Origin of the sequence: Burkholderia sp. BCC1988 (assembly GCF_905339895.1) — a bacterium.
Classification (GTDB): domain Bacteria; phylum Pseudomonadota; class Gammaproteobacteria; order Burkholderiales; family Burkholderiaceae; genus Burkholderia.
This window is the reverse complement of the sequence record NZ_CAJPHA010000008.1, coordinates 17561-44497: the sequence shown is the minus strand read 5'-3', so window position 1 is coordinate 44497 and position 26937 is coordinate 17561. Positions and strand designations below refer to the sequence as shown.

The 26937-nt window shown below is 67.1% G+C and carries 24 protein-coding genes; 11 read left to right on the top strand and 13 right to left on the bottom strand.

The genetic code is table 11. The annotated features are described in order from the left end of the window. The first annotated feature begins 29 nt into the window (after nucleotides 1-29). The gene (locus U4012_RS13280) at nucleotides 30-353 is read left to right on the top strand and encodes a DUF2917 domain-containing protein (RefSeq protein WP_321799101.1); all 324 of its coding nucleotides are present in this window, start codon (nucleotides 30-32) and stop codon (nucleotides 351-353) included. On the opposite strand, the gene U4012_RS13275 is transcribed toward U4012_RS13280, so the two are convergent. After that, nucleotides 326-1558: a citrate/2-methylcitrate synthase gene (locus U4012_RS13275; RefSeq protein ID WP_321799099.1), complete on the bottom strand. Its 1233-nt coding sequence runs from the start codon at nucleotides 1556-1558 to the stop codon at nucleotides 326-328. The two genes, U4012_RS13280 and U4012_RS13275, sit on opposite strands and share 28 nt — an antisense overlap. Nucleotides 1559-1697: 139 nt before the next feature. Here U4012_RS13275 and U4012_RS13270 point away from each other — a divergent pair, with 139 nt between their 5' ends. Next, on the top strand, nucleotides 1698-3089 hold the full coding sequence (locus U4012_RS13270; protein ID WP_321799097.1) for a CoA transferase: 1392 nt from the start codon (nucleotides 1698-1700) through the stop codon (nucleotides 3087-3089). A 37-nt stretch (nucleotides 3090-3126) separates the two neighbouring features. On the opposite strand, the gene U4012_RS13265 is transcribed toward U4012_RS13270, so the two are convergent. Next, a complete protein-coding gene (locus tag U4012_RS13265) occupies nucleotides 3127-3873 on the bottom strand; it encodes a GntR family transcriptional regulator (RefSeq protein WP_044845577.1) in 747 nt (248 codons plus the stop codon). A gap of 168 nt (nucleotides 3874-4041) precedes the next feature. On the opposite strand from U4012_RS13265, the gene U4012_RS13260 reads away from it, so the two are divergent. Together U4012_RS13260 and U4012_RS35940 are read left to right on the top strand one after the other, a co-directional pair. Beyond that, the gene (locus U4012_RS13260; RefSeq protein ID WP_321799094.1) at nucleotides 4042-4887 is read left to right on the top strand and encodes an aldo/keto reductase; all 846 of its coding nucleotides are present in this window, start codon (nucleotides 4042-4044) and stop codon (nucleotides 4885-4887) included. A gap of 36 nt (nucleotides 4888-4923) precedes the next feature. Further along, a complete protein-coding gene (locus U4012_RS35940; RefSeq protein ID WP_415750376.1) occupies nucleotides 4924-5910 on the top strand; it encodes a hypothetical protein in 987 nt (328 codons plus the stop codon). A 772-nt stretch (nucleotides 5911-6682) separates the two neighbouring features. Here U4012_RS35940 and U4012_RS13250 read toward each other — a convergent pair. The 5 genes from U4012_RS13250 to U4012_RS13230 all read right to left on the bottom strand — a co-directional run bounded on the left by U4012_RS13250 (nucleotide 6683) and on the right by U4012_RS13230 (nucleotide 11953). Next, a complete protein-coding gene (locus U4012_RS13250; RefSeq protein ID WP_321799091.1) occupies nucleotides 6683-7699 on the bottom strand; it encodes a HoxN/HupN/NixA family nickel/cobalt transporter in 1017 nt (338 codons plus the stop codon). Between the two features lie 177 nt (nucleotides 7700-7876). Beyond that, nucleotides 7877-9988 (bottom strand): elongation factor G, encoded by a 2112-nt coding sequence (fusA, locus tag U4012_RS13245; RefSeq protein WP_044845578.1) that lies wholly within the window; start codon nucleotides 9986-9988, stop codon nucleotides 7877-7879. Nucleotides 9989-10211: 223 nt separating this feature from the next. Next, a complete protein-coding gene (locus tag U4012_RS13240) occupies nucleotides 10212-10712 on the bottom strand; it encodes a DUF192 domain-containing protein (RefSeq protein ID WP_321799090.1) in 501 nt (166 codons plus the stop codon). Between the two features lie 160 nt (nucleotides 10713-10872). Next, entirely contained in the window at nucleotides 10873-11085 is a 213-nt protein-coding gene (locus tag U4012_RS13235; protein WP_072465376.1) for a hypothetical protein, read from the bottom strand. A gap of 289 nt (nucleotides 11086-11374) precedes the next feature. Beyond that, complete coding sequence (locus tag U4012_RS13230) at nucleotides 11375-11953, bottom strand: pseudouridine synthase (protein WP_124486986.1); 579 nt, start codon at nucleotides 11951-11953, stop codon at nucleotides 11375-11377. Nucleotides 11954-12228: 275 nt separating this feature from the next. Between U4012_RS13230 and icd the strand changes: the two genes are divergently transcribed. Together icd and U4012_RS13220 are read left to right on the top strand one after the other, a co-directional pair. Beyond that, nucleotides 12229-13485, top strand: a complete 1257-nt coding sequence (gene icd, locus U4012_RS13225) for an NADP-dependent isocitrate dehydrogenase (protein WP_044845581.1) — start codon at nucleotides 12229-12231, stop codon at nucleotides 13483-13485. A 279-nt stretch (nucleotides 13486-13764) separates the two neighbouring features. Next, complete coding sequence (locus U4012_RS13220; protein ID WP_044845582.1) at nucleotides 13765-15993, top strand: NADP-dependent isocitrate dehydrogenase; 2229 nt, start codon at nucleotides 13765-13767, stop codon at nucleotides 15991-15993. A gap of 129 nt (nucleotides 15994-16122) precedes the next feature. Here the strand turns inward: U4012_RS13220 and U4012_RS13215 are convergent, their stop codons facing one another. Beyond that, nucleotides 16123-16347, bottom strand: a complete 225-nt coding sequence (locus tag U4012_RS13215) for a hypothetical protein (protein WP_044845583.1) — start codon at nucleotides 16345-16347, stop codon at nucleotides 16123-16125. A gap of 690 nt (nucleotides 16348-17037) precedes the next feature. Here U4012_RS13215 and U4012_RS13210 point away from each other — a divergent pair. After that, on the top strand, nucleotides 17038-18645 hold the full coding sequence (locus U4012_RS13210) for a multicopper oxidase family protein (RefSeq protein ID WP_321799084.1): 1608 nt from the start codon (nucleotides 17038-17040) through the stop codon (nucleotides 18643-18645). A gap of 178 nt (nucleotides 18646-18823) precedes the next feature. Here the strand turns inward: U4012_RS13210 and U4012_RS13205 are convergent, their stop codons facing one another. Both U4012_RS13205 and U4012_RS13200 read right to left on the bottom strand, forming a co-directional pair. Beyond that, entirely contained in the window at nucleotides 18824-19027 is a 204-nt protein-coding gene (locus tag U4012_RS13205; protein WP_004196460.1) for a cold-shock protein, read from the bottom strand. Between the two features lie 56 nt (nucleotides 19028-19083). Beyond that, entirely contained in the window at nucleotides 19084-19284 is a 201-nt protein-coding gene (locus U4012_RS13200; RefSeq protein ID WP_185641051.1) for a hypothetical protein, read from the bottom strand. Between the two features lie 289 nt (nucleotides 19285-19573). Between U4012_RS13200 and clpS the strand changes: the two genes are divergently transcribed. The 4 genes from clpS (at nucleotide 19574) to U4012_RS13180 (ending at nucleotide 24591) form a co-directional block, all read left to right on the top strand. Continuing rightward, on the top strand, nucleotides 19574-19888 hold the full coding sequence (gene clpS / locus U4012_RS13195) for an ATP-dependent Clp protease adapter ClpS (protein ID WP_006398529.1): 315 nt from the start codon (nucleotides 19574-19576) through the stop codon (nucleotides 19886-19888). Further along, complete coding sequence (gene clpA / locus U4012_RS13190; protein WP_044845584.1) at nucleotides 19885-22185, top strand: ATP-dependent Clp protease ATP-binding subunit ClpA; 2301 nt, start codon at nucleotides 19885-19887, stop codon at nucleotides 22183-22185. The genes clpS and clpA overlap by 4 nt, the downstream gene beginning before the upstream one ends. Nucleotides 22186-22288: 103 nt before the next feature. Next, nucleotides 22289-23668: an amino acid permease gene (locus tag U4012_RS13185; RefSeq protein ID WP_321799080.1), complete on the top strand. Its 1380-nt coding sequence runs from the start codon at nucleotides 22289-22291 to the stop codon at nucleotides 23666-23668. A 152-nt stretch (nucleotides 23669-23820) separates the two neighbouring features. Next, complete coding sequence (locus U4012_RS13180; protein WP_044845586.1) at nucleotides 23821-24591, top strand: membrane protein; 771 nt, start codon at nucleotides 23821-23823, stop codon at nucleotides 24589-24591. A 63-nt stretch (nucleotides 24592-24654) separates the two neighbouring features. Here U4012_RS13180 and dut read toward each other — a convergent pair whose 3' ends face one another. The 3 genes from dut to lspA form a co-directional block, all read right to left on the bottom strand. After that, a complete protein-coding gene (gene dut, locus U4012_RS13175) occupies nucleotides 24655-25101 on the bottom strand; it encodes a dUTP diphosphatase (RefSeq protein ID WP_044845587.1) in 447 nt (148 codons plus the stop codon). A gap of 55 nt (nucleotides 25102-25156) precedes the next feature. Further along, nucleotides 25157-26368, bottom strand: coding sequence for a bifunctional phosphopantothenoylcysteine decarboxylase/phosphopantothenate--cysteine ligase CoaBC (coaBC, locus tag U4012_RS13170; protein ID WP_321799076.1), 1212 nt, complete (start codon nucleotides 26366-26368; stop codon nucleotides 25157-25159). Nucleotides 26369-26435: 67 nt separating this feature from the next. Beyond that, nucleotides 26436-26936 carry a signal peptidase II gene (lspA, locus tag U4012_RS13165; RefSeq protein WP_124523865.1) on the bottom strand — a complete coding sequence of 167 codons (501 nt, stop codon included), beginning with the start codon at nucleotides 26934-26936 and terminating at the stop codon, nucleotides 26436-26438. Between the last annotated feature and the right edge of the window lies 1 nt (nucleotide 26937).

Below are 26937 nucleotides of genomic sequence, written 5' to 3'. Positions count from 1 at the left end.
CATCGAACCCACACGACCCGGAGGCGGCCATGCGCGAACTGCGACTCTACGAGATGGACGGCAACGAACCGGCCGGGCGGTGGCGGATCGTCGATCGCACCGCGTTGCAGGTCGCGGACGGCGGTCTGTGGCTGACGATCGAGGGCCGGCCCGACGATCACTGGTTGCATGCCGGTGAGACGCTCGCGCTGCTGCCCGGCATGCGCGTTTGGATCAGCGCGGCGGCGGGCGGCGCGGTGTTCGCGTTCGGCCTGCAGGCGGCGCCGGCCGTGCAGGCTGCGCCGAGCGCATGGCGGCGGTTCGCCGCATGGCGCGGCGGCCGCGCTCAGGCAGCCGCGTCGCTGCCGACGTAGCGCGCGCGGGGCCGGATGAGCTTGCCGCTAGCGTACTGTTCGAGCGCGTGCGCGATCCAGCCGGCGGTGCGGCCGGCCGCGAACAGCGTGAACGCGGCGCCGTCGGGCAGCGCAAGCGTGCGCTCCAGCACCGCGAGCGCGAAATCGATCGACGGCCGCAGGCCGGTCGCCGCCTCGACGCGCGCGGCGAGCGCACGGGCCGTGCGCAGCGGCGCCCGGGCGGGCAGCGTCGCGTGCAGTGCGTCGAGCAACGCACGTGCGCGCGGATCGCCGTCGGGATAGAGCGGATGCGCGAAACCGGACAGCGCCGTGCGTGCGCCGTCCGCGCGTTCGTCGTGTGCGACGCGCAGCGCGAGGTAGCGGTCGAGGTCGGCGGCCCGCGCGGCTTCGTCGAGCAGGGCGCCCGCGCGGAACGTCTCGCCGCCGTGGCGCGGGCCCGACAGCGCCGCGAGCCCGCCCGCGATTGCACCGAACAGGTGGGTGCCGGTCGACGCGATGCAGCGCACCGCAAAGGTCGACGGGTTCAGTTCATGATCGGCGCACAGCACGAGTGCGCGGCGCAGCAGGTCGGCTTCGTCGCGCCGCCGGATCCGCCACGCGGCGGCGAGCTGTCGATGCACGGGCGCGTCGCCCGGCGCGATGCCGGCCAGCGCGGCCGTCGTCACGCGCAGCAGCAGCGCGGCCGCGTCGAACTGCGCGTCGCGCCCCTGCGCCCACAGGCGCGGCAGCGAGGCGGCCGCTGCGGGGAGCAGCACCAGCGTGCGCTCGAGCGGCGCGAGATGGGCCCAGCGGCGGGCCCAGTCTTCCCACTGCGCGGTGTCGAAACCGGTCGACGCAAGCGCTGCCGCAGCGAGCCGCGCGGGCGGACAATCCCACAGGCGGGCCGCCGTTTCCTCTAGCGTCGCGTCGTTCGCGAGCGCGATCGCATCGGCGCCGCGATAGCGCAGGCGCCCATCGGCGATCTGCGTGATCCGCGATTCGAGCACGGGCACGCCCCAGTCGAGCGAGCGTTCGGCGACGCCGCCCGCGCGTTTTGCATCTGCGCGGCGGCGCGCGAGCAGGCGCACCTCGTCCGCGTCGTAGCGGCGGCGCTTGCTCGCGCCGTCGGGCAGCGAGCGCAGCAGGCCGCGGCTCACATACGCGTAAAGGGTGCTCACGCTGACACCGAGGATGCCGGCGGCTTGCGGCGCGCTGAGGGACGTCATGCCGATCGCTCCTGTCGGGGCGCATGAAGCGCGGCCCGGCTACAACTATTCGTTATGCGTTGATTCGCGCAATCAAGATTGATCGCGCCTGTCGCGAATTCTAGACTCGAATGCGTCTCCTCCACGGCGCGCTTCCACCATGACCCCCGAACTCGCATTGACCCACTTGTGGCAACTCGCGCACGGCGAACCGCGCGCACTGGCCCGCGCGGCCGTGGCGGGGCAGGACCCGACGCTGCCGTCGGCATTCCACGTCGGCACGCTCGCCGCGGCGACGATCGCGGCAGCCGGGCTCGCGGCGGCCGAATGCCACCGGCTGCGCACGGGCGTCGCGCAGCGCGTCGACGTGTCGATGCGCGACGCGCTCGTCGCGTTTCGCAGCGAACGCTACCTGCGCGTGGACGACGGCCTGCCGCCCGAGCCGCGCCATCCGGTGACGGGCTTCTACGACACGCGCGACGGGCGCTGGATCCAGCTGCATGCGAACTTTCCGCATCATCTGCACGGGATTCTCGACGTGCTCGGCAGCGGCCCGCAGCGCGATGACGTGGCCGCGGCGATCCGCACGTGGGACGGCGCGGCACTCGATACCGCGCTCGCCGAGGCCGGCCTGTGCGCGGCATTGATCAGAACCCCTGACGAATGGGCGGCGCACGACCAGGCACGGGCACTCGCGTCGCTGCCGCTGTTCGAGATCGAGCGGATCGGTGACGCGCCCGTCGAGGCGATCGGCCACGGCGCGCCCGACCAGCCGCTCGCGGGCGTGCGCGTGCTCGATCTCACGCGCATCATCGCGGGGCCGGTCGCGGGCCGCACGCTGGCATCGCACGGTGCACAGACGCTGCTCGTCAACGGCCCGCACCTGCCGAACATCGCGTCGCTCGTGATCGACAACGGGCGCGGCAAGCGCTCGACGTGGATCGACCTGCGCGAGGCGCGCGGTGTCGCCACATTGCGCGCGCTCGCACGCGACGCCGACGTATTCCTGCAGGCCTATCGCCCCGGCGCGCTCGCGGCGCGCGGGTTTTCGCCGCAGGCGCTGGCGGAGCTGCGACCCGGCATCGTCTGCGTGTCGGTGTCCGCATACGGGCACGCGGGGCCGTGGTCGATGCGGCGTGGCTTCGACAGTCTCGTGCAGTCGGCGAGCGGTATCGCCTGGCACGAGCAGCACGCCGCGCACGCGGGCGGCCCGCGCCATCTGCCATGCCAGGCGCTCGATCATGCGACGGGTTATCTCGCGGCGTTCGGCGCGATGATCGCGCTCGCGCGCCGTGCGACCCAAGGGGGGAGCTGGCACGTGCGGCTGTCGCTCGCGCAGACGGGGCGCTGGCTGCAATCGTTCGGCACGGTGCCGGACGGCCTGCGGGCGCCGGATTTCACGTTCGACGACGTGCGCGACCGGATCGACCGGAGCGCGTCGCCGTTCGGCACGATCGATGCCGTGCGTCCGGCCGAACGCCTGTCGGCGACACCGCCGCGCTTCACGCGGCCGCCCGTGCCGCTCGGCACGGACGAAGCATGCTGGCTGTGAGCGCCGGCGGCGCTGTACGCCGTGAGTATTGCCGGCGTTACTTGCGCAGTTCGACGACGAAGTCGTAGTAGTCGTTGCGGCAGTAGGTATCGGTGAGTTCGATCGCGCGCTGGTCGGCCGTATAACCGATCCGCGTGATCAGCAGCAGCGCGTCGTGCGGCGCGATGCCCATCTGTTGCGCGATCTCGTCGGTCGCGTTGACCGCGCGGAAATGCTGCAGTGCGCGCACGATCGGCGTGCCGCGCGCTTCGAGATAGCTGTACAGCGAACCGCCGATCGCCTGCGGATCGGGAATCAGCGTGGCGGGGAACGTCGAATTCTCGACGGCCATCACGATGCCGTCGGCGAGGCGCAGGCGTTTCAGCCGTGTAACGGAGGCGGCCGGCGACAGGCCGAGCTGGATCACTTCGTCGCGATTCGCGGGCTGGATTTCGCGCTCGAGCCATTGCGAACTCGGCTTGAATCCGCGGCGCTCGAGCATCTCGCTGAAGCTCGACAGCCGCGACAGCGGATCCTCGTAGCGCGGCCGGATGAAGTTGCCGGCGCCTTGCGTGCGGCGGATCAGGCCCTGCTCGACGAGCAGCGCGATCGCCTTGCGCGCGGTAATGCGCGACACGCCGAGCGCTTCGGACAGCACGCGTTCGGACGGCAGCGCCTCGCCGGCCGCCCAGCGATTGTCGTGGATCGCGTCGCCGAGCTTGCGGGCGAGCTGCAGGTAGAGCGGCGTGTCGTTGTCGGGGTCGGGGCGCAGGTCCTGCCAGCGGTCGTCCGTGGGTGCCTTCATGGAATGGGTATCGATCAGGGTGCCGGCCATTCTAAGTCATCATGCGGCGCCGTTATAGCCGGTTTTTGCCGTGTAACAGGTGGACGCCGCATCGATTGACTACACTGATGCGTCGTATTTGATGCTTCGGCCGCGGGTGCGCGGCCACGAATCCGCAGCGAGGAGCGCATGACAGACACGATCGCCACGGTCGTCCTGCCGGACGGCGAGACGATTCCGAAACTCGGCCTGGGCACTTGGGAAATGGGCGAGCGGCCCGCGCGCCGCGCGGACGAGATCGCCGCATTGCGCGAGGGGATCGATCTCGGGATGACGCTGGTCGATACCGCCGAGATGTACGGCGACGGTGCGACCGAGGCACTCGTCGGCGAGGCGCTCGCTGGCCTGCGCGACGACGTGTTCCTGGTCAGCAAGGTGTATCCGCATCATGCGAGCCGGCGCGGCGTCGTCGCCGCGTGCGACGCGAGCCTCAAGCGTCTGCGTACCGATCGTCTCGACCTGTACCTGCTGCACTGGCGTGGTTCAGTGCCGCTCGAGGAGACCGTCGAGGGGTTCGAGGCGCTGCGACGCGCGGGCAAGATCCGCCACTGGGGCGTCAGCAACTTCGATACGGCCGACATGGCCGAGCTCGTCGACGAGGCGGGCGGGGGCGCGTGCGCGACCAACCAGATTCTCTACAACATCGCGCGGCGCGGCCCGGAATTCGACCTGTTGCCGTGGCTCGCCGATCACCGGATGCCGGCGATGGCCTACAGCCCGGTCGATCACGGACGGCTGCCGAAGCGTTCTCCGCTCGATGAAATCGCGCGGCAGCGCGGTGTGTCGGTCACGCGCGTCGCACTCGCCTGGGTGCTTGCGCAGCCGGGCGTGTTCGCGATTCCGAAGGCGTCGCGGATCGAGCACGTGCGCGACAATCGCGCCGCGCTCGATCTCGTGTTGAGCGATGACGAGCGCGCGCAACTCGACGGGTACTTCCGTCCGCCGCGCAGCAAGCGCGCGCTCGAAATGCTCTGACCGCGTCGGGGGCAGGCGACGCGTCGGTCAGTGGCCATGGCCACTGGACGATCCGCCGTTGCCGCCGGCACTGCCGCTTCCATTGCCATTGCCGACGCCGTTGGCGCCACCGTTGCCAGCGCCGCCGCTACCGTTGCCATTACCGTTGCCACCGCCGTTGCCGTGACCGCCGGTGCCATGGCCGCCGCCGCCGGAACCACCGCCCGAACCACCGCCGGAACCACCGCCGGAACCACCGCCGGAACCACCGCCGGAACCACCGCCGGAACCACCGCCGGAACCACCGCCGGAACCACCGCCGGAACCACCGCCGGAACTACCGCCGGAACCACCGCCGGAACCACCGCCGGAACCACCGCCGGAACCGCCACCGGAACCACCGCCGGAACCACCGCCGGAACCACCGCCGGAACCGCCGCCGGAACCGCCACCGGAACCGCCACCGGAACCACCGCCGGAACCACCGCCACCGTGGCCTCCGCCACCGCCGGAGCCGCCACCACCGTGACCTCCGCCACCGGAGCCTCCGCCACCGGAGCCTCCGCTACCGCCGGAGCCGCCGCCACCGTGACCTCCGCCACCGGAGCCTCCGCTACCGCCGGAGCCGCCGCCACCGTGACCTCCGTCGCCGTGGCCTCCGCCACCGCCGGAGCCGCCACCACCGTGACCTCCGTCGCCGTGGCCTCCGCCACCGCCGGAGCCGCCACCACCATGACCCCCGTCGCCGTGGCCTCCGCCACCGCCGGAGCCGCCACCGCCGTGACCTCCGTCGCCGTGGCCTCCGCCACCGCCGGAGCCGCCACCGCCGTGACCTCCGTCGCCGTGGCCTCCATCGCCGTGACCTCCGTCACCGTGGCCTCCGTCGCCATGGCCTCCGTCACCGCCGGAGCCGCCACCGCCACCATGGCCGCCTCCGGAAGTACCGCCTCCGGAAGTACCGCCTCCGGAAGTACCGCCTCCGGAAGTACCGCCCCCGGAAGTACCGCCTCCGGAAGTACCACCGCCCGAAGTACCACCGCCTGAGCCCCCGCTGCCGGAGGCATTGCCGCCGCGGCCGGTGCCCCCCGAGCCAACCGAGCCGTTCGTCCCGCCCGTTGTCCCGCCGACGCCTGCGGGGCCGACGGCGCCATTGCCGTTGTTTCCGCCGCTACCCGTGCTGGCGCTCCCGCTTCCGGTCGTTCCGCCGCTACCGAGGCCGCCATTTCCGCCATTGCCGCCGCCGGCATACACACGCACCGCACAAGCGGCCGGGTTGGCCGCACATGACGCAGCGTTTTCGGCCAAGATCATCACGGTGTCCGCGCTGGACGTGGCGTCAGGCGCCGCGTTCTGCTCGATCTGGGCGGATGGGGTGGTGGAAGTGCCGTCACCCGGCAGCACGGTCACAGGAACGACGGTTGTCGTGTCCTGCGCGACGGCATACGAGCAGCAGCACGCAATCGCGGCTGCGGCCAGCAGGGTCATGCGATAGCACCGTCCCGTCGTGCGGGACAGTTGTTTCGTTCTGCTCATCATTGGCCTCCCGATGCGCGCGATGCCTCGACACGCGCGTTCATCAACGTGTGGAGCAGGGGACCAGCAACGATGCAGTGTCGTTTCGGCGGCCGACGTGTGTCCGGCCGGCGCCAGAGGCCAGCCGCGAGCACGAGTCGGCACGCGGGCCCGCCGTGCGAATCCCTAACTGCGAGATTCGTGCCACCGGCCGGCTATGCCCGCGGCGCAAGGCGCGCACGCAGTGCGCGACAGCGTGCGATACGTCGTCGTGAGCTTTTTGTTTCCGAACTGAAACGTCTGACTACGTCTGGCGCGCCGTCGTGTCGGCAGCGCGCGGCCAGCGATGGCAGAGGATCGACGCGATCCAGGCGACGAGAAAGAGTGCGACGATGCCGTAACCGATCGCGCCGAAGCGTTCCCCGAGTGCATCGAGCGCATCGCGTACGGGGCCCGTCAACGACAGCTTGTCGGCGAGCAGGCCGGCGGCCTCGATCCCGCCGATGGCCAGCGCGACGGCCGCCGACAGCAGCGTGATGCTCGCGTTGTAGAGCAGCTTGCGCCGCGGGTCGTCCATCGCCCATCCGTACGCATGAATCATCAGGACATTGTCGGTCGAGTCGATCAGCGTCATGCCGGCGGCGAACAGCGCGGGAAACAGCATGACCGTATAGAGCGGCAGCGCGTGGCTCGCCTGTGCGGCCGCGATCGCGAGCAGCGCGATTTCGGTTGCAGTATCGAAACCCAGGCCGAACAGCACCCCGGCCGGATACATGTGCCAGCTCTTCGACACGAAGCGGAACAGCGGACGCAGCAGCCGACCGACGAGGCCGGCCGGAGGATGTGCATGCGCGGCGTCGTGCGCGTGATCGGGCGCGCCGCGATAGCGCCGCCACACGTCGCGCAGGATCACCAGGTTGATGCACGCGAGCACGAGCAGGAAGGTGGCCGACACGGCCGTGCCGATCGTGCCGCCGATCTCGCGGAATGCGTCGAAGCGGTCGCGCAGCGCGAACGCGCTCAGCGCGATGCCGAGCGTCGCGGCGATCACGATCGTCGAGTGGCCGAGCGAGAAGAACAGGCCGACCGTCACCGGACGCCGGCCTTCCTGCATCAGCTTGCGCGTCGCGACGTCGATCGCGGCGATGTGATCGGCGTCGACCGCATGACGCAGGCCGAGCCCGTACGCGATCGCCGCGGTGCCGAGCAGCAGCGGATGGTCGCGCAGCACCGCGAGTGCCCACAGCCAGACGGCGACGTTCGCGGCGATGAGGCCGGCATACAGCATCAGCAGGCGGCGCAGGGCAGGGGGGCGTGGCATCGGCAGGGTTCCGTCGGACGAATCGCGATGCATTGTGGCATGCGAAAAAAATGCCTGGCGTGCCGATCAAAAACGTCGCCGGCCGGTCGCATCGCTGCGTTCGACGGACGAAAAAAAGCCCGTCCGGAACCGGACGGGCTCGTACTTGCCGCGCACCAGTGCGCAGGCGCGCCGTGCTTACTTCACTTTCGCGTTGATCACGGCTTCCGACACGTTCGCCGGCGTTTCCGCGTAGTGCTTGAACTCCATCGTGTACGTCGCACGGCCTTGCGTCGCCGAGCGCAGCGACGTCGAATAGCCGAACATTTCCGCGAGCGGCACCTCGGCGCGCACCAGCTTGCCGCCGCCGCCCGCGATGTCTTCCATCCCCTGCACGATGCCGCGCCGGCTCGACAGGTCGCCCATCACGTTGCCCATGAAGTCCTCGGGCGTCTCGACCTCGACGGCCATCATCGGCTCGAGCAGCACCGGCTTGGCCTTGCGCATCGCTTCCTTGAACGCCATCGAGCCGGCCATCCGGAACGCGTTTTCGTTCGAGTCGACGTCGTGGTACGAGCCGAACGTCAGGTGCACCTTCACGTCGACCACCGGGTAGCCCGCGAGCACGCCGCTCTTCAGCGTCTCGGTGATGCCCTTGTCGACGGCCGGGATGAATTCGCGCGGAATCACGCCGCCCTTGATCTCGTCGAGGAACTCGTAGCCCTTGCCGGGGTTCGGCTCCAGCGTGATCACCGCGTGCCCGTACTGGCCGCGCCCGCCCGACTGCTTGACGAACTTGCCCTCGACATCGGATGCCGTCGTGCGCACCGTTTCGCGATACGCGACCTGCGGCTTGCCGACCGTCGCCTCGACGCCGAACTCGCGCTTCATCCGGTCGACCAGGATTTCGAGGTGTAGCTCGCCCATCCCCGAAATGATCGTCTGGCCGGATTCCTCGTCGGTCTGCACGCGGAACGACGGATCTTCCTGCGCGAGACGGTTCAGCGCGAGGCCCATCTTCTCCTGGTCGGCCTTCGTCTTCGGCTCGACGGCCTGCGAGATCACCGGCTCCGGGAATTCCATCTTCTCGAGGATGATCGGCTTGGCCGGATCGCACAGCGTGTCGCCCGTCGTCGCTTCCTTCAGGCCCACTGCCGCCGCGATGTCGCCCGCGCGCACTTCCTTGATTTCCTTGCGCTCGTTCGCGTGCATCTGCAGGATCCGGCCGAGCCGCTCCTTCTTGTCCTTCGTCGCGTTCAGCACCGTGTCGCCCGATTCGACGACGCCCGAATACACGCGGAAGAAGATCAGCTGGCCGACGAACGGATCGGTCATGATCTTGAACGCGAGCGACGAGAACGGCTCGTCGTCGCTCGGGTGACGTTCGGCCGGCTTCTCCGGATCGTGGAAGTCGTGACCGAGGATGGCCGGCACGTCGACCGGCGACGGCAGGTAGTCGATCACCGCGTCGAGCATCGCCTGCACGCCCTTGTTCTTGAACGCGCTGCCGCACAGCATCGGCACGATCTCGTTGGCGATCGTGCGCTGGCGCAGCGCGGCCTTGATCTCGTCCTCGGTCAGCGATTCATGGTCGTGCAGGTACTTCTCGAGCAGTTCCTCGCTGGCTTCCGCGGCGGCCTCGACCATCTTCTCGCGCCATTCGTGCGCGAGCTCGACGAGATTCGCGGGGATGTCTTCGTACGTGAACTTCACGCCCTGGCTTTCGTCGTCCCAGACGATCGCCTTCATCTTCACGAGATCGACGACGCCCTGGAAATGATCTTCCGCGCCGATCGGAATCTGAATCGGCACGGCGACGCCCTTCAGGCGCTCGCCGATCTGGCGCTGCACGCGGAAGAAGTCCGCGCCGATGCGGTCCATCTTGTTGACGAACGCGATGCGCGGCACCTTGTACTTGTTCGCCTGGCGCCATACGGTTTCGGACTGCGGCTGCACGCCGCCGACCGAGTCGTAGACCATGCACGCGCCGTCGAGCACGCGCATCGAGCGCTCGACCTCGATCGTGAAGTCGACGTGCCCGGGCGTGTCGATGATGTTGATCCGGTGTTCGGGGTAGTTGCCGGCCATGCCTTTCCAGAAGGCCGTGGTCGCAGCCGACGTGATCGTGATGCCGCGTTCCTGCTCCTGCTCCATCCAGTCCATCGTGGCCGCGCCGTCGTGCACTTCACCGATCTTGTGGCTCACGCCGGTGTAAAACAGGATGCGCTCGGTCGTCGTGGTCTTGCCGGCATCGATGTGAGCGCTGATCCCGATATTGCGATAGCGCTCGATGGGGGTTTTGCGGGGCACGTGAACCTCCTGGTGGTTCGGATCGTAAGCGGGACGGCGGCGCCGGCCCGGGCTGAAACAAGCGAGATTTAAAGCATAGCGCTTGTCCGTGGCTTTTGCAGATGCGGGCAGGGTGCGCCGTATCAAGGCGGCCGCGGCCGCCGGCCGGCGAAAAAAAAGCCGGCGCCCAACAAGCAGGGCGGCCGGCTGCGGTCGATGCGCGGCGGTGCCGCGGCGATGGCGATTACTGGGCCTTGGGCAGCCCGTCGAGCTTCATGCCCGGCTTGATGCCTTTCGCCGCGAACCAGCCCTTGCTCATTTCGAGCGCATAGACACCGTTGTTGCGCGGGCAGTGGTTGTCGGTCGTCTCGGCCTTCATCTCGTCGATGTCGGTGATCGTGCCGTCCGCGCGGACGAACGCGATCGACAGCGGGATCAGCGTGTTCTTCATCCAGAAGCAGTGCACGGCGTTCTCGTTGAACACGAACAGCATGCCTTCGTTCGGCGCGAGCTGCGACCGGTACATCAGCCCCTGTTCGCGATCGGCGTCGTTCGCGGCGACGGCCGCGTCGATCACGTACATGCCGGCGCGCAGCTTCACGCGCGGGAACTCGCCCGGCTGCTTGGCGCCGGGCGGCATCTGGGCGTGGGCGGTCTGCATGCCGAGTGCGAGGACGGCGAGCGCGGCGGGAAACACGGCGGCGCGCGCAAGGCGGCCGAGCGACGAGCGCAGGGAGAATCGCACAGCAGGGCTCCTATCGGGAAAACGAGACCCGCATGGTACGCGAAGCGCGCCGGCGGGCACAAAAAAGAAAAAGGCAGATCGCCTCGCGGTGATCTGCCTTTCAACGCCGTAAGAACGGCAAGACTGCGTGTTCTTGACTGCGTTATTACAAACAGCTTGCTTAGTTCGAAGCAGCTGCCGGTGCTTCGGCTTCGCTAGCTGCCTTCTTAGCTGCGTGGTGCTTCTTCTTTGCGTGGTGCTTCTTGGCAGCGTGCTTTGCCGGTGCCGAAGCAGCTGCCGGAGCAGCTGCCGAAGCAGCTTCCGGAGCCGAAGCTTGTGCGAATGCTGCCGTTGCGAAGAGGCCAGCGACCAGAGCGGCGATCAGTTTGTTCATGTTGTGTTCCTCAGCTTTAGTTAATTAACCAAATGACCCGGCAATAGGAGTCATGTCGTCTAACGGTGCCATCCACCTTTCGGTTGACAGACGCTTCGAGAAATTTCTCTTTGCGCTGCGGGCGCCGAATCGTATTCGAAGAAAACGTCGCTTTCGTGACGCAAACACGGAAATACCGGTTCGGCTGCCAATGCCGGATAGCTAAGGTTGGCATCTGCGTGGTTTAACGCACGATCTTCGCCGGCGGTTGACGAAAAAGATGACGAAAAATTCGCGCGTCCCGAATTCGTCATTCGGTGCGTGCGAAACCGTCCCACGGGGCCCGCGGCGGCAGCGCGATTGTTTCGCCCGGTGCAATGCCGAGCGCGAATATGTCGAGCGCGCCAATGCCGACACGCACGAGACGCAAGGTCGGGAAGCCGATCGCGGCCGTCATCCGGCGCACCTGCCGGTTCTTGCCTTCGGTGATCGCGAGTTCGATCCACGTGGTCGGGATCGCGGCGCGATAGCGGATCGGCGGGTTGCGCGGCCACAGCGCCTCGGGCGGTTCGATGAATTCGGCGCGGCACGGGCGCGTCACGTAGTCGCCGAGATCGACGCCGCGCGCGAGTGCCTTCAGGTCGGCCGGTCCCGGCGCGCCGTCGACCTGCGCCCAGTAGCGCTTGACGAGCTTGTGGCGCGGCTCGGCGATGCGCGCCTGCAGCGCGCCGTCGTCGGTGAGCAGCAGCAGGCCCTCGCTGTCCGCGTCGAGCCGGCCGGCCGGGTAGACGCCGGGCGTGGTTACCCAGTCGCCGAGCGACGGCCGCGTCTCGTGCGCGGAAAACTGGCAAATCGTGCCGAACGGCTTGTTGAGGGCGATCAGGGTCATGGCGGGGCGCCCGCCCGGCGTGCCGCGGGGCGGCGGGACGGGCGGTCTATGGCAAATGGCGGAATCTTAATGCATAATACGGAACGGCAAGTCCTCTGTCTTATATAAGACATAAGGGAAGACTTGATACGCAGCGTCGCGCTTCGTGCCGCCGGCCCCGGTTGGGGCGCTAGAATAGCGGCTCGCTGTTGCCGTCACGAAGGTGGCAAGGCCACCTCGCCGCGCGCGCAGTTTCGACCAGCATCACCTGCTCAGCCACGTCACTGGAGTCGATCATGCCGTATCAGCACATCAAGGTTCCGGAGGGCGGTGACAAGATCACCGTCAACAAGGACTTCTCGCTCAACGTTTCCGATCAGCCGATCATTCCCTACATCGAAGGCGACGGTACGGGCTTCGATATCACGCCGGTCATGATCAAGGTCGTCGACGCGGCGGTCGCGCATGCCTACAAGGGCAAGCGCAAGATTCACTGGATGGAGATCTTCGCGGGCGAGAAGGCGACCAAGGTGTACGGTCCGGACGTGTGGCTGCCGGACGAAACGCTGCAGGTGCTGAAGGAATACGTGGTGTCGATCAAGGGGCCGCTCACGACCCCGGTCGGCGGCGGCATCCGTTCGCTGAACGTCGCGCTGCGCCAGGAACTCGACCTCTATGTCTGCCTGCGCCCGGTCCAGTATTTCAAGGGTGTGCCGTCGCCGGTGCGCGAGCCGCAAAAGATCGACATGGTGATCTTCCGCGAGAACTCGGAAGACATCTACGCGGGCATCGAATGGGCCGCGGGCTCCGAGCAGGCGAAGAAGGTCATCAAGTTCCTGCAGGAAGAGATGGGCGTGAAGAAGATCCGCTTCCCGGAAACCTCGGGGATCGGCGTCAAGCCCGTGTCGACCGAAGGCACCGAGCGTCTCGTGCGCAAGGCGATCCAGTACGCGATCGACAACGATCGCAAGTCGGTCACGCTGGTGCACAAGGGCAACATCATGAAGTTCACGGAAGGCCTGTTCCGTGACGCCGGCTATGCGCTCGCGCAGAAGGAGTTCGGCGGCGAGCTGATCGACGGCGGCCCGTGGATGCGCGTGAAGAACCCGAAGACGGGCAACGAGATCGTCATCAAGGATTCGATCGCCGACGCGTTCCTGCAGCAGATCCTGCTGCGTCCGGCCGAATACGACGTGATCGCGACGCTGAACCTGAACGGCGACTACATCTCCGACGCACTGGCCGCGCAGGTCGGCGGCATCGGGATCGCGCCGGGCGCGAACCTGTCGGATTCGGTCGCGATGTTCGAGGCGACCCACGGCACGGCGCCGAAGTACGCGGGCAAGGATTACGTGAACCCCGGTTCCGAGATCCTGTCGGCGGAAATGATGCTGCGCCACCTCGGCTGGACGGAAGCGGCCGACACGATCATCGCCGCGATGGAGAAGTCGATCCTGCAGAAGCGCGTCACGTACGACTTCGCGCGTCTGATGGAAGGCGCGACGCAGGTGTCGTGCTCCGGCTTCGGCGAAGTGCTGATCGAGAACATGTAAGTCCCTTCCGGGGCAGGCCGGCAGACCGCCGGCCGCCCCGGCGCCTACTGCCGGCGCCGGGGCGTTTCATGAACGGCAGGTTTGTTGGCAGGGCGGTCCGGCATGCGGGCCGCGGCGCCGCGATGCGGCCCGGGTGCCCTGCAAGGTAGAACATGACGGCCCTCGCAACACCACCGCCCGGCTAGCCGGCACACCCCTTTCGCGATCGACCCGGTCGCTCCCCGCCGGTTACCGCCGGCGCTCCTCAGTCCCAAATTTTCACGTAGCAACGCATCGACCATGTCCACTTCGCCCAAGATCATCTACACCCTCACTGACGAAGCGCCCGCGCTCGCGACCTATTCGCTGCTGCCGATCGTCAAGGCCTTCACGCGCTCGTCGGGCGTCGCCGTCGAAACGCGCGACATCTCGCTCGCCGGCCGCATCATCGCGGCATTCGCCGACGTCCTGCCGCCGGAGCAGAAGGGTTCCGACGATCTGGCCGAACTGGGCCAGCTCACGCTGAAGCCGGAAGCGAACATCATCAAGCTGCCGAACATCAGCGCATCGGTGCCGCAGCTCAAGGCCGCGATCGCCGAACTGCAGGCGCAGGGCTACAAGCTGCCGGCCTACCCGGAAGAGCCGTCGAGCGACGAAGAGAAGGCCGTCAAGGCCCGCTACGACAAGATCAAGGGCAGCGCGGTGAACCCGGTGCTGCGCGAAGGCAACTCCGACCGTCGCGCGCCGCTGTCGGTCAAGAACTACGCACGCAAGCACCCGCACAAGATGGGCGCATGGAAGGCCACGTCGAAGGCGCACGTCGCGCACATGACCGAAGGCGACTTCTACGGCAGCGAGAAGTCGGCGCTGATCGCCGATGCCGGCAGCGTGAAGATCGAGCTCACGACGGCCGACGGCGTGAAGAAGGTGCTGAAGGAAAAGACGGCCGTGAAGGCCGGTGAAGTCATCGACGCCTCGGTGATGAGCCGCAAGGCGCTGCGCAGCTTCATCGAAGCGCAGATCGCCGACGCGAAGGCGCAGGACGTGCTGTTCTCGGTGCACCTGAAGGCGACCATGATGAAGGTCTCGGACCCGATCCTGTTCGGTCACTTCGTGTCGGTGTTCTACCGCGACGCGCTCGCGAAGCACGCGGACGTGCTGGCGCAGGCCGGCTTCAACCCGAACAACGGGATCGGTGACCTGTACGCGCGCCTGAAGGACCTGCCGGCCGACACGCGCGAAGCGATCGAAGCCGACGTCAAGGCCGAGTACGCGGTGCGTCCGCGCCTCGCGATGGTCAACTCCGACAAGGGCATCACGAACCTGCACGTGCCGAGCGACGTGATCGTCGACGCATCGATGCCGGCGATGATCCGCGAGTCGGGCTGCATGTGGGGCCCGGACGGTGAACTGTACGACGCGAAGGCCGTGATTCCGGACCGCTGCTACGCGGGCGTCTACCAGGCCGTGATCGAGGACTGCAAGCAGCATGGCGCATTCGACCCGGTCACGATGGGCAGCGTGCCGAACGTCGGCCTGATGGCGCAGGCGGCCGAGGAATACGGTTCGCACGACAAGACGTTCCTGATCCCGGCCGACGGCGTCGTGCGCGTCACCGACGAAGCCGGCAACGTGCTGCTCGAGCACGCGGTCGAGTCGGGCGACGTCTGGCGCATGTGCCAGACCAAGGACGCACCGGTGCAGGACTGGGTCAAGCTCGCGGTCAACCGCGCCCGCGCGACCGGCGCGCCGGCCGTGTTCTGGCTCGATCCGGCACGTGCGCACGACGCGCAGATCATCGCGAAGGTCGAACGCTACCTGAAGGATCACGATACGAACGGCCTCGACATCCGCATCATGACGCCGGTGGACGCGACGCGTTTCTCGCTCGAGCGCATCCGCGCGGGCAAGGACACGATCTCGGTCACGGGCAACGTGCTGCGCGACTACCTGACCGACCTGTTCCCGATCATGGAACTCGGCACCAGCGCGAAGATGCTGTCGATCGTGCCGCTGATGGCCGGCGGCGGGATGTTCGAGACGGGCGCGGGCGGCTCGGCACCGAAGCACGTGCAGCAGTTCGTCGAGGAAGGCTTCCTGCGCTGGGATTCGCTCGGCGAATTCCTCGCGCTGGCCGCGTCGCTCGAACACCTCGGCAACGCTTACCAGAACCCGAAGGCGCTCGTGCTCGCGAAGACGCTCGACCAGGCGACCGGCAAGTTCCTGGACGAGAACAAGTCGCCGGCGCGCAAGGTCGGCGGCCTCGACAACCGCGGCAGCCACTTCTACCTGTGCCTGTACTGGGCGCAGGCGCTGGCCGAGCAGACCGAGGACGCCGCGCTGAAGGCGCAGTTCGAAGGCGTCGCGAAGTCGCTGTCCGACAGCGAAGCGCGCATCCTGGAAGAACTGTCGGCCGCGCAGGGCAAGGCACAGGCGATCGGCGGCTACTACCGTCCGAGCGTCGAGCTGACGAGCCAGGCGATGCGCCCGAGCGCAACGCTGAACGGCATCGTCGACGCAGTCGCCTGACGCCGGCCGCGCCACCGCGCGCACCCTGGCAACGGCAGCAGCAGATGCGGCGGGCCTGGCGGCTCGCCGTCCCGCCGATAATGAAAACGCCCCGGTCACCCGGGGCGTTTTTCGTTGCAGGCGTGCCATTCAGACGTGAACGATTTCCCATTCGGCGATTTCGTGCGGCACTTCGAGCGTGGCCGTATCCAGTTCGGACGGCTGTTCGCAGTCGCCGCGGGAGATGTGGTCGGCTGCCACCTCCGGGCACGAGAACGCGCCGAGCGAGGCGTTGCCGAACGTCGCTTCCCAGCCGCCGTTTGCCGGCAGGATGTAGAACGACCCGAGCGCTGAACCAAAGCGAAATCCCTTCATTTCCGTTCTCCCTTTCTGATCACAAGCGATTCTGGTGTGCCGCCCGCCGGCGCGTCCGGCTGTGGCCCGACTGGCTGCTTGCGCCGGGTTCCGTATCGAACGTCGTGGCGAAGCGTCAGTGCATGGAACAAAGTCTACGTCCGCGAGCGCGCTCGATGGTGCGCGTAGAACGCATTCTCGAAACAAAAATTCTCCTTTTAAAACAATTGGATATTTCGTGTGTTTTGTATTGCGGAATGATTTTTGGCATCGCGAAACAGCGAATTTGTGCCGTGCACCACGAATTTTTATAAAGCAGAGACTTGTTCCACATCGTGAAAAATCGAGGGGTTCAGGCAAAGAGGGCGCGCGACGCGTCGATGACGCGATGCGCAGCGGCAGCAAATGCCTTCGATCGGGCGTGACCAAAGCGGGGATGCAAGGCGTCGATCGCCCCGGCCGGCGTGAGGGCAGCGGGGCCCGCGGCGTCTTTCGATGAGCGAAAACGCGGCCCGCGCGGCGCGCGAATCGTCGGGCCGGCAGCGTCGTGCGGCGTATCGACGCTCGCGCGGTGTCGCGGCGTTTCGACCGAGTGCTGCGGTTATGATGACGCGGGCATCGGATTGCGCGTCGCACGGGCGCTTCCCCGTGCCGGCACGCGCGCAGGTCGCGACGGCCGCGCGATGCAGCACGAATAACGAGGAACGATTGATGATACGGAGAACCTTCCTGTCGCACGCCATCGGTGTCGCGGCCGCTTCGCTGTTTGCGCGCGCCGCATGGGCGCAGCATGCCGGCCACGCGGGCATGGCCGGCATGGATCAAATGGACGACATGCCGGGCATGCCGGGCATGTCGGGAATGGCGGACCACGCGCGGCACGCGAAGCCGGCGCCGGCCGCGCTCGCCGCGGCCGATGCGCTGCCGGCCGGCACGCCGCTCGCGTCGCTGCGCATCCTGGCAAACGAAAGCCGCGAACCCGGCACGTTCCGCGCGACGCTGGTCGCGCAGCCGGTCGCGCGTCCGATGCTGCACGGTGCGCGTCCGACGACGTTCTGGCAGTTCGGCGCGGACACGCAAGGGCCCGTCGTCGGCCCGCTGATCGACGTGCGCGAGGGCGACACGGTCGAGATCCGCTTCGTGAACAAGCTGCCGCAACCGTCGACGATCCACTGGCACGGCCTGCCGGTGCCGCCCGACCAGGACGGCAATCCGTCCGATCCGGTCGCGCCGGGCGCGTCGCATGTGTACCGCTTCACGCTGCCGAAGGGCAGCGCCGGCACCTACTGGTATCACCCCCATCCGCACATGATGACGGCCGAACAGGTATTCCGCGGGCTTGCTGGGCCCTTCATCGTGCGCGCCGCCGACGACCCGCTCGCCGGCTGGCCCGAGCGCAACCTGTTCGTATCCGACCTGAAGCTCGCGCGCGACGGCACGATCCCGCCGAACGACATGATGGACTGGATGAACGGCCGCGAAGGCCAGTTCGTGCTGGTCAACGGGGCGCGCCGGCCGCGGATCGACGTCGCGGGCGACGAGCGCTGGCGCGTGTGGAACGCATGCAGCGCGCGCTACCTGCGCGTCGCGTTCGACGACGGCCGCGCGTTCGAGCAGGTCGGCACCGACGGCGGGTTGTTCGATGCGCCGCGCCGCGTGACGTCGCTGCTGCTCGCGCCGGGCGAGCGTGCGGAACTGCTGGTGCGCGCCGGCGACCGCGCGTCACGCGCGGTGCTGCAGGCGGCCGAATACGACCGCCGCAAGATGGCAATGTCGCACGACGGCGGCCACGGCAGCCTGCCGCCGGATCCGGCGCTGGCGCTCGCCGATGTCGCGTTCGCGCCTGCAGCGGCGCGCGCGCTGCCCGCGACGCTGCGCAGGGTGCCCGCGCTCGGCGAGCCGGTCGCGCAGAAGACGATCGAGTTCGGCGAAAAGATGGACATGGACGCGATGATGACAGGGCCGGCACACGGCCGCCCGGCGGGCATGCGTTTCATGATCAACGGTGCGACCTACGCGCCGCATCGCGCGACGCTGACCAGCCGCCGCGGCGACGTCGAGCGCTGGACCCTGCGCAACGCCACCGACATGGATCACCCGTTCCACTTGCATGGCACGCAATTCCAGGTGATCGAGCGCGCGTCGGACGGCACGCGCACGAGCGAACCGTTCCGCGCATGGCGCGATACCGTCAACGTGCGCAGCGGCGAGACCGTGACGCTACTCGTCACGCAAGACATGCCCGGCGAGCGCATGTTTCATTGCCACATTCTCGAACACGAGGATCTCGGGATGATGGGCACGCTGAAGGTCGTGTAACGGATATCGAATATGTTTCACGCGCATGACGGCATTCGATCTGCGCGTGCAACAAGACAATACGTGTTCGATTATCGGGATTGAACGAAAAGGCCGGCCAATCGAATTAACGAGTGGCCGGCCTGAAAAAAAAGAAACCCGGCGCAATGCCGGGTTTCTTCGTCTGATATCCGGTGCCTTACGCGGCCTGGATGTTCGACGCTTGCTTGCCCTTCGGCCCTTGAACGACCTCGAAGCTCACCTTCTGGCCTTCCTTCAGGGTCTTGAAGCCCTGCATGTTGATGGCCGAGAAGTGCGCAAACAGATCTTCACCGCCCTCGTCGGGAGTGATGAAACCGAAGCCCTTCGCGTCGTTGAACCACTTAACGATACCAGTTGCCATTTCCTACTTCCCCTGTCACACAGTCGCTGCTACTTACCACGAGCACGCTCGAAAAGCTAAACGACCGGAAAATACAGCCGTTCCCCCCTCACAAGCTCACCTTCGGCCTCTTTCATTTCGCCAACCGGCGAGTTGAAAAAAGTGCCAGCTTGATTGTTGGCGCTCTTTATTTGAGTGTCAAGGGGAATTTTTAGACGTTTAGAGGGACGTTGTAAAGAACCCATTTTCAGGGTTTTTCCGGCTTTGCTTTGCAGCATCCCGTCGAGCGCGCGGACTTGAAAAGACGCATAATCGGCTCATATACCAGGCTCGAGTGACACGCGATCGAGTCGTCCCGGCTTGTGGGATACTGGACGCGGATGCGACGTCCGGTGCAGTTTCCCCCTGACGGTTCGTGTTCCGCGCCACGCGTGAAAGCCGGCACCGCAGCCGGCTTTCGTATGGTGCGAAGACGATCGCGGGTCGTCGGGAACCAGGGAGGGCACCGGCCGGTCGGTCGGGTAACGGCAGGATTGCGGGCCTGTCCGAGTTGTTTAGAATGGGTGTATGGCGATTATCCCGGACAAGCAGGACAGCACCGTCCTGGAACGCAAGCAGCAGAAGCTCAAGCCGCCTTCGATGTACAAGGTGGTGCTGCTGAACGACGACTTCACGCCGATGGAGTTCGTCGTGATGGTCGTACAGGAGTATTTCAAGAAGGATCGCGAGACGGCCACGCAGATCATGCTGAAGGTCCATCGCGAAGGGCGAGGGGTTTGTGGGGTCTATACGCGGGACATCGCGTCGACCAAGGTTGAGCAAGTCGTTACCCATGCGCGGCAGGCCGGGCATCCGCTGCAGTGCGTGATGGAGGAAGCATGATTGCCCAGGAATTGGAAGTCAGCCTGCACATGGCGTTCATGGAAGCACGCCAGGCGCGCCATGAGTTCATTACGGTCGAGCATCTGCTGCTGGCCCTGCTGGATAATCCGACGGCAGCCGAGGTGTTGCGCGCGTGTGCGGCCAACATCGAGGACTTGCGTCAGAACCTGCGCAATTTCATCCACGACAACACACCTACCGTCCCGGGCACCGACGATGTCGATACCCAGCCGACGCTCGGTTTCCAGCGCGTGATCCAGCGCGCGATCATGCACGTCCAGTCGACGTCGAACGGCAAGAAGGAAGTGACCGGCGCGAACGTGCTGGTCGCGATCTTCGGCGAGAAGGATTCGCACGCGGTCTACTACCTGCAGCAGCAGGGCGTCACGCGCCTGGACGTCGTGAACTTCATTTCGCACGGCATCGCGAAGACGAACGGCGGCGAAGCCGCGAAGTCGTCCGACGCGAACGCGGAAAGCGAAGACGCGAATGCGCAGAAGGAAACCCCGCTCGCGCAGTTCACGCAGAACCTGAACCAGATGGCGAAGGACGGCCGCATCGATCCGCTGATCGGCCGCGAGCCCGAGGTCGAGCGCGTCGTGCAGGTACTGTGCCGCCGCCGCAAGAACAATCCGCTGCTCGTCGGCGAGGCCGGCGTCGGCAAGACCGCGATCGCGGAAGGGCTCGCCTATCGCATCACGCGCGGCGAAGTGCCGGACATCCTCGCGAACGCGCAGGTGTATTCGCTCGACATGGGCGCGCTGCTGGCGGGCACCAAGTATCGCGGCGACTTCGAGCAGCGTCTGAAGACGGTGCTGAAGGAGCTGAAGGAACGGCCGCACGCGATCCTGTTCATCGACGAAATCCACACGCTGATCGGCGCGGGCGCCGCATCGGGCGGCACGCTCGACGCGTCGAACCTGCTGAAGCCGGCGCTGTCGTCGGGCACGCTCAAGTGCATCGGCGCGACCACGTTCACCGAGTATCGCGGCATCTTCGAGAAGGACGCGGCGCTGTCGCGGCGCTTCCAGAAGGTCGACGTCACGGAGCCGACCGTCGAGCAGACGGTCGCGATCCTGCGCGGGCTGAAGTCGCGCTTCGAGGAGCATCACGGCGTCAAGTATTCGTCGGGCGCGCTGTCGGCCGCGGCCGAACTGTCGGCGCGCTTCATCACCGACCGTCACCTGCCGGACAAGGCGATCGACGTGATCGACGAAGCGGGCGCCGCGCAGCGCATCCTGCCGAAGTCGAAGCAGAAGAAGACGATCGGCAAGAGCGAGATCGAGGAAATCATCTCGAAGATCGCGCGCGTGCCGGCGCAGAGCGTGTCGCAGGACGATCGCAGCAAGCTGCAGACGCTCGACCGCGACCTGAAGAGCGTCGTGTTCGGCCAGGATCCGGCGATCGACGCGCTCGCCGCGTCGATCAAGATGGCGCGTGCGGGCCTCGGCAAGATGGACAAGCCGATCGGCGCGTTCCTGTTCTCCGGCCCGACCGGCGTCGGCAAGACCGAAGTGGCGCGCCAGCTCGCGTTCACGCTCGGCATCGAGCTGATCCGCTTCGACATGTCGGAATACATGGAGCGTCACGCGGTGAGCCGGCTGATCGGCGCGCCGCCGGGCTACGTCGGGTTCGACCAGGGCGGCTTGCTGACCGAAGCCGTCACGAAGAAGCCGCACTGCGTGCTGCTGCTCGACGAGATCGAGAAGGCGCATCCGGACATCTTCAACGTGCTGCTGCAGGTGATGGACCACGGCACGCTGACGGACAACAACGGCCGCAAGGCGGATTTCCGCAACGTCATCATCATCATGACGACGAACGCGGGCGCCGAGTCGATGCAGAAGGCGACGATCGGCTTCACGACGCGCCGCGAAACGGGCGACGAGATGACCGACATCAAGCGCCTGTTCACGCCGGAGTTCCGCAACCGTCTGGACGCGATCATCAGCTTCCGCTCGCTCGATGAGGAAATCATCATGCGCGTGGTCGACAAGTTCCTGATCCAGCTCGAGGAGCAGCTGCACGAGAAGAAGGTCGACGCGCTCTTCACCGACGCGTTGCGCAAGCATCTCGCGAAGCACGGCTTCGACCCGCTGATGGGGGCGCGGCCGATGCAGCGGCTGATCCAGGACACGATCCGTCGCGCGCTGGCCGACGAACTGCTGTTCGGCAAGCTCGTCAACGGTGGCCACGTGACGGTCGACGTGGACGAAAACGACAAGGTGCAGTTGTCGTTCGACAAGCTGGCGAATCCGCCGCACAAGCCGAACGAAGAGGCGGTCGAAGTCGAATAAGCGATAATTCGTGGTTCATGCGAACGGCGCGGGAAGTTCTCCGCGCCGTTTCGTTTTATCTGGCGCCGGTGGCGCGATGGTGGTGCAGGGGAGTGGTAACGCAGTGACACAACAACAACGATCGTTCGACAACATCGTCGCGCGCGAACAAGGCTTGCGCCATGCGCTGACGTCCGGGCAGATGGCGATGATCGCGATCGGCGGCGCGATCGGCACGGGGCTGTTCCTCGGCAGCGGGTTCGCGATCGGGCTCGCCGGCCCGAGCGTGCTGGTTTCGTACGCGATCGGCGCGCTGATCGCGCTGCTGCTGATGGGCGCGCTCGCGGAAATGACGGTCGCGCATCCGACGGCCGGTTCGTTCGGCGCGTATGCCGAGCACTACGTCGGCCCGCTCGCGGGCTTTCTCGTGCGCTATGCATACTGGTTCGCGGTCGTGTTCGCGATCGGCACCGAGATCAGCGCGATCGCCGTCTTCATGAAGTACTGGTTTCCGGCCGTGCCCGGCTGGTATTGGGTGATCGGCTTCTCCGCGCTGCTGATCGCGGTGAACCTGGCGAGCGTCACGCTGTACGGCTCGGTCGAATACGCATTCTCGCTGCTGAAGATCGCGGCGATCGTCGTGTTCATCGTGCTCGGCGCGTATCTCGTGTGGTCGGCGCCGGCGGCTTCCGGCATCGGCTTCGCGAACTACACCGCGCACGACGGCTTCATGCCGAAAGGGCCGTGGGGCACCTGGGTCGCGGTGATCGTCGCGATCTTCAGCTACATGAGCATCGAGGCGGTCGCGATCGCGGCCGGCGAGGCGCGCGATCCGCAGCACGCGGTCACGCGCGCGTTCCGCTCGACGGTGTTCCGGCTCGTGCTGTTCTACCTGCTGACGCTGTCGCTGATGCTCGCGATCGTGCCGTGGACCCAGGCCGGCACCGACGAAAGCCCGTTCGTGAAGGTGATGGCCGCGACGCACGTGCCGTACGCGGCCGGCGTGATCAACTTCGTGCTGCTGATCGCGGCGCTGTCGGCGATGAACAGCCAGCTCTACGTGACGACGCGGATGATGTTCAGCCTGTCGCGCGCGCGGCTCGCGCCGGCGGTGTTCGGCCGGCTCGGCGGCAACGGCGTGCCGCGCGCGGCGCTGTGGATCTCGACCAGCGGCGTCGCGGTCGCGGCCGTGCTGGTCGCGCTGTCGCCGGACACCGCGTTTACCGTGATGATGGCGATCGCGATGTTCGGCGCGCTGTTCACGTGGATGATGATCTTCGTCACGCATCTGCGCTTTCGCGCGCGGTACCGCGGCCCGGCGCTCGCGTTCCGGATGTGGGGACACCCGTTCGGCAGCCTGCTCGGTGCCGGGCTCGTCGGCGCGATCCTGCTGACGACCGCGTTCACGCGCGAATTCCGGATGACGATGGTGGTCGGCGTCGTGTTCGTCGTGCTGCTGACGCTCGCGTACGCGCTGCACTATCGGCGCCAGCACGCGCGCTGACGCGTGCGTTCCCGCCGTGGGGCTGCAGCCCGCGCGGCATCGCAACGCCCGCCGCGCTAAGGTTCCGTTAAGCCGGCGGCGATTACATTCGAACCTGTCCGCGATCCGGGCCGGCGCACGCCAGCCCGGCGCCATCTGTAAAAGGGGTTCGAATGAACAAACTTCCCGAAATCACGCTCGCGTTCTGGATCATGAAGATCTGCGCGACGACGCTCGGCGAAACCGGGGGCGACCTGCTCTCGATGACGCTGAACGTCGGCTATGCGGTGAGCTCGATCCTGCTGTTCGGTTTCTTTCTCGTCACGCTGGGCGCGCAGCTCAGGACGACGCAATATCGGCCGGCGATCTACTGGGCCGTGATCGTCGCGACGAGCACGGCGGGCACGACGATGTCCGACTTCATGGACCGCACGCTCGGCCTCGGCTACGCGGCCGGCTCGTCGATTCTCGTCGCGATCCTGCTGGCGATCTTCACGGTGTGGCGCCTGAGCGGCGAATCGCTGTCGGTCGACCTGATCCGCACGCGCAAGGTCGAGCTGCTGTACTGGATCGCGATCCTGTTCTCGAACACGCTCGGCACCGCGCTCGGCGATTTCCTCGCGGACAGCTCGGGCCTCGGCTTCGGCGGCGGCGCGCTGCTGATCGGCGGACTGCTCGCGGCGATCGTGCTCGCGCACTATTTCACGCGCATTTCCGGCGTGCTGCTGTTCTGGGCGGCGTTCGTGCTCACGCGTCCGTTCGGGGCGACGGTCGGCGACCTGCTGACGAAACCGGTCGCCAAGGGTGGACTCGCGCTCGGCACGGTCGGCTCGTCGGCGGTGCTGCTCGGCGTGCTGGTCGCGCTGGTGATCTACGCGAGCATCGCGCAGGCGCGGCGCCGCGAACTCGTACCCGCGCGGATCGCGCAGACGGCCGAGCGGTGAGCGAAGCCGGACCGAACCGACGAAAGAAAAGGGGCCGCGAGGCCCCTTTTTGCGTTGCGCCGTTCAGTGACGGCCGGTGCTGCCGAAGCCGCCTTCGCCGCGATCGCTTTGCGCGAAGTCGTCGACGATGTTGAACTGCGCCTGCACGACCGGCACGATCACGAGCTGCGCGAGCCGCTCGAACGGGTTCAGCACGAACTCGGTCTGGCCGCGGTTCCACGTCGACACCATCAGCTGGCCCTGGTAGTCGGAATCGATCAGGCCGACGAGGTTGCCGAGCACGATCCCGTGCTTGTGGCCGAGGCCCGAGCGCGGCAGGATCAGCGCTGCGTAGCCGGGGTCGTCGAGGTGGATCGCGAGGCCCGTCGGAACCAGCGTCGTTTCGCCCGGCTGCAGCGTGACGGGCGCGTCGAGACACGCGCGCAGGTCGAGGCCCGCGCTGCCGGTGGTCGCGTAGGCGGGCAGGTAGTCGCGCATGCGCGCGTCGAGAATCTTCAGGTCGAGTTTCATGCGGTCGTCGAATCGGTCGGGAAGGGCGCGGCGGCGCGGGCCGCCGCGCGGGTGATCAGATCAGGCGGTTGTCCGGCAGGCGCTTCGCGATTTCCGCGACGAGCACGTGCGCGAGTTCGTCCTTCGGCGCGCGCGGCAGGCGCGTGAGGCCGGCTGCCTCGAACAGCACGACTTCGTTGTCGTCGCGGCCGAACGTCAGCGGGCCGAGGTTGCCGACCAGGAGCGGCACGTTCTTGCGCTTGCGCTTCTCGTCGCCGTGCACGTCGAGGTCGCCGCTTTCGGCCGCGAAGCCGACGCAATACGGCGGATCGGGCAGCGCCGCGACCGACGCGAGGATGTCGGGGTTCTCGACGAACGCGAGCGCCGGCATCTTGCGGTCGGCCGTCTTCTTCATCTTGTGCTCGGCCGGCTGATCGACGCGCCAGTCGGCGACCGCGGCCACCGCGATGAAGATGTCGGCGTCGGCTACCGCCTGCATCACCGCGTCGTACATCTGCTGCGCGGTCTGCACGTCCTGGCGGTACACGCCCCACGGCGTGTCGAGCGCGACCGGCCCCGCGACGAGATGCACGTCGGCGCCGGCCTGCTGCGCGGCGCGCGCGAGCGCGAAACCCATCTTGCCGCTCGAGCGGTTCGTGAGGCCGCGCACCGGATCGAGCGGCTCGAACGTCGGGCCGGCCGTGATCAGCACGCGACGGTGCGCGAGCAGCTTCGGCGCGAAGTGCGCAACGATCGCCTCATAGATCGCCTCGGGTTCGAGCATGCGGCCGTCGCCGACTTCGCCGCAGGCCTGCGCGCCCGAATCGGGGCCGAGGACCGACACGCCGTCAGCGCGCAGTTGCGCGGCATTGCGTTGCGTGGCCGGGTTCTGCCACATCTGGCGGTTCATCGCGGGCACGACGAGCAGCGGACAGTCGCGCGCGACGCACAGCGTCGACAGCAGGTCGTCTGCGAATCCGTGCGCGAGCTTCGCGAGGAAATCCGTCGACGCGGGCGCGATCACGATCGCGTCGGCTTCGCGCGACAGGTCGATGTGCGCCATGTTGTTGTCGATGCGCGCGTCCCACTGGCTCGTGTACACGGGCCGGCCGGACAGAGCCTGCATCGTGACGGGCGTGATGAACTGCGTGGCGGCGTCGGTCATCACGATCTGCACGGTCGCGCCGGCCTTCGTGAGCAGCCGCGTGAGTTCGGCGATCTTGTAGCAGGCGATGCCGCCCGTCAGGCCGAGAACGAGGTGTTTTCCTGCGAGTTCTGCGTGTGCCAACTCAGGCCTCCAAGGGTCAAACGGAACGGCCGGCGCGAAGCCGGCCGTCGCCACCGAGTATGCGCGCTCAGCGCGAGCCGCGCACGCGACGCAGTTCGTCGTAGATCAGCAGCACCGCGCCGATCGTGATCGCGGAATCGGCGAGGTTGAACGCCGGGAAGTGCCAGTCGCCGAGGTGGAAATCGAGAAAGTCGATCACGTGGCCGTAGATCAGCCGGTCGATCACGTTGCCGAGCGCGCCGCCGAGGATCAGCGCGAGCGACACGCTGAACAGCCGCTGCTGGCCGTGGCGCTTCAGCAGGAAGCAGATCACGAGCGTCGCGCCGACGCCGAGCGCGGTGAACGCCCAGCGCTGCCAGCCGCTCGCGGTCGACAGGAAGCCGAACGCGGCGCCGCGGTTGTACACCAGCACGAGGTTGAAGAACGACGTCAGCGCATGCTGCGCGCCGTACGCGAACGTTTTCAGGATCGCGATCTTCGACAGCTGGTCGAACAGGATCACGATCAGCGAAATGCCGAGCCAGGGCGCGAGCGCGCCGCTGGCCGGTTTCGACAGGGTTTTCGCCATA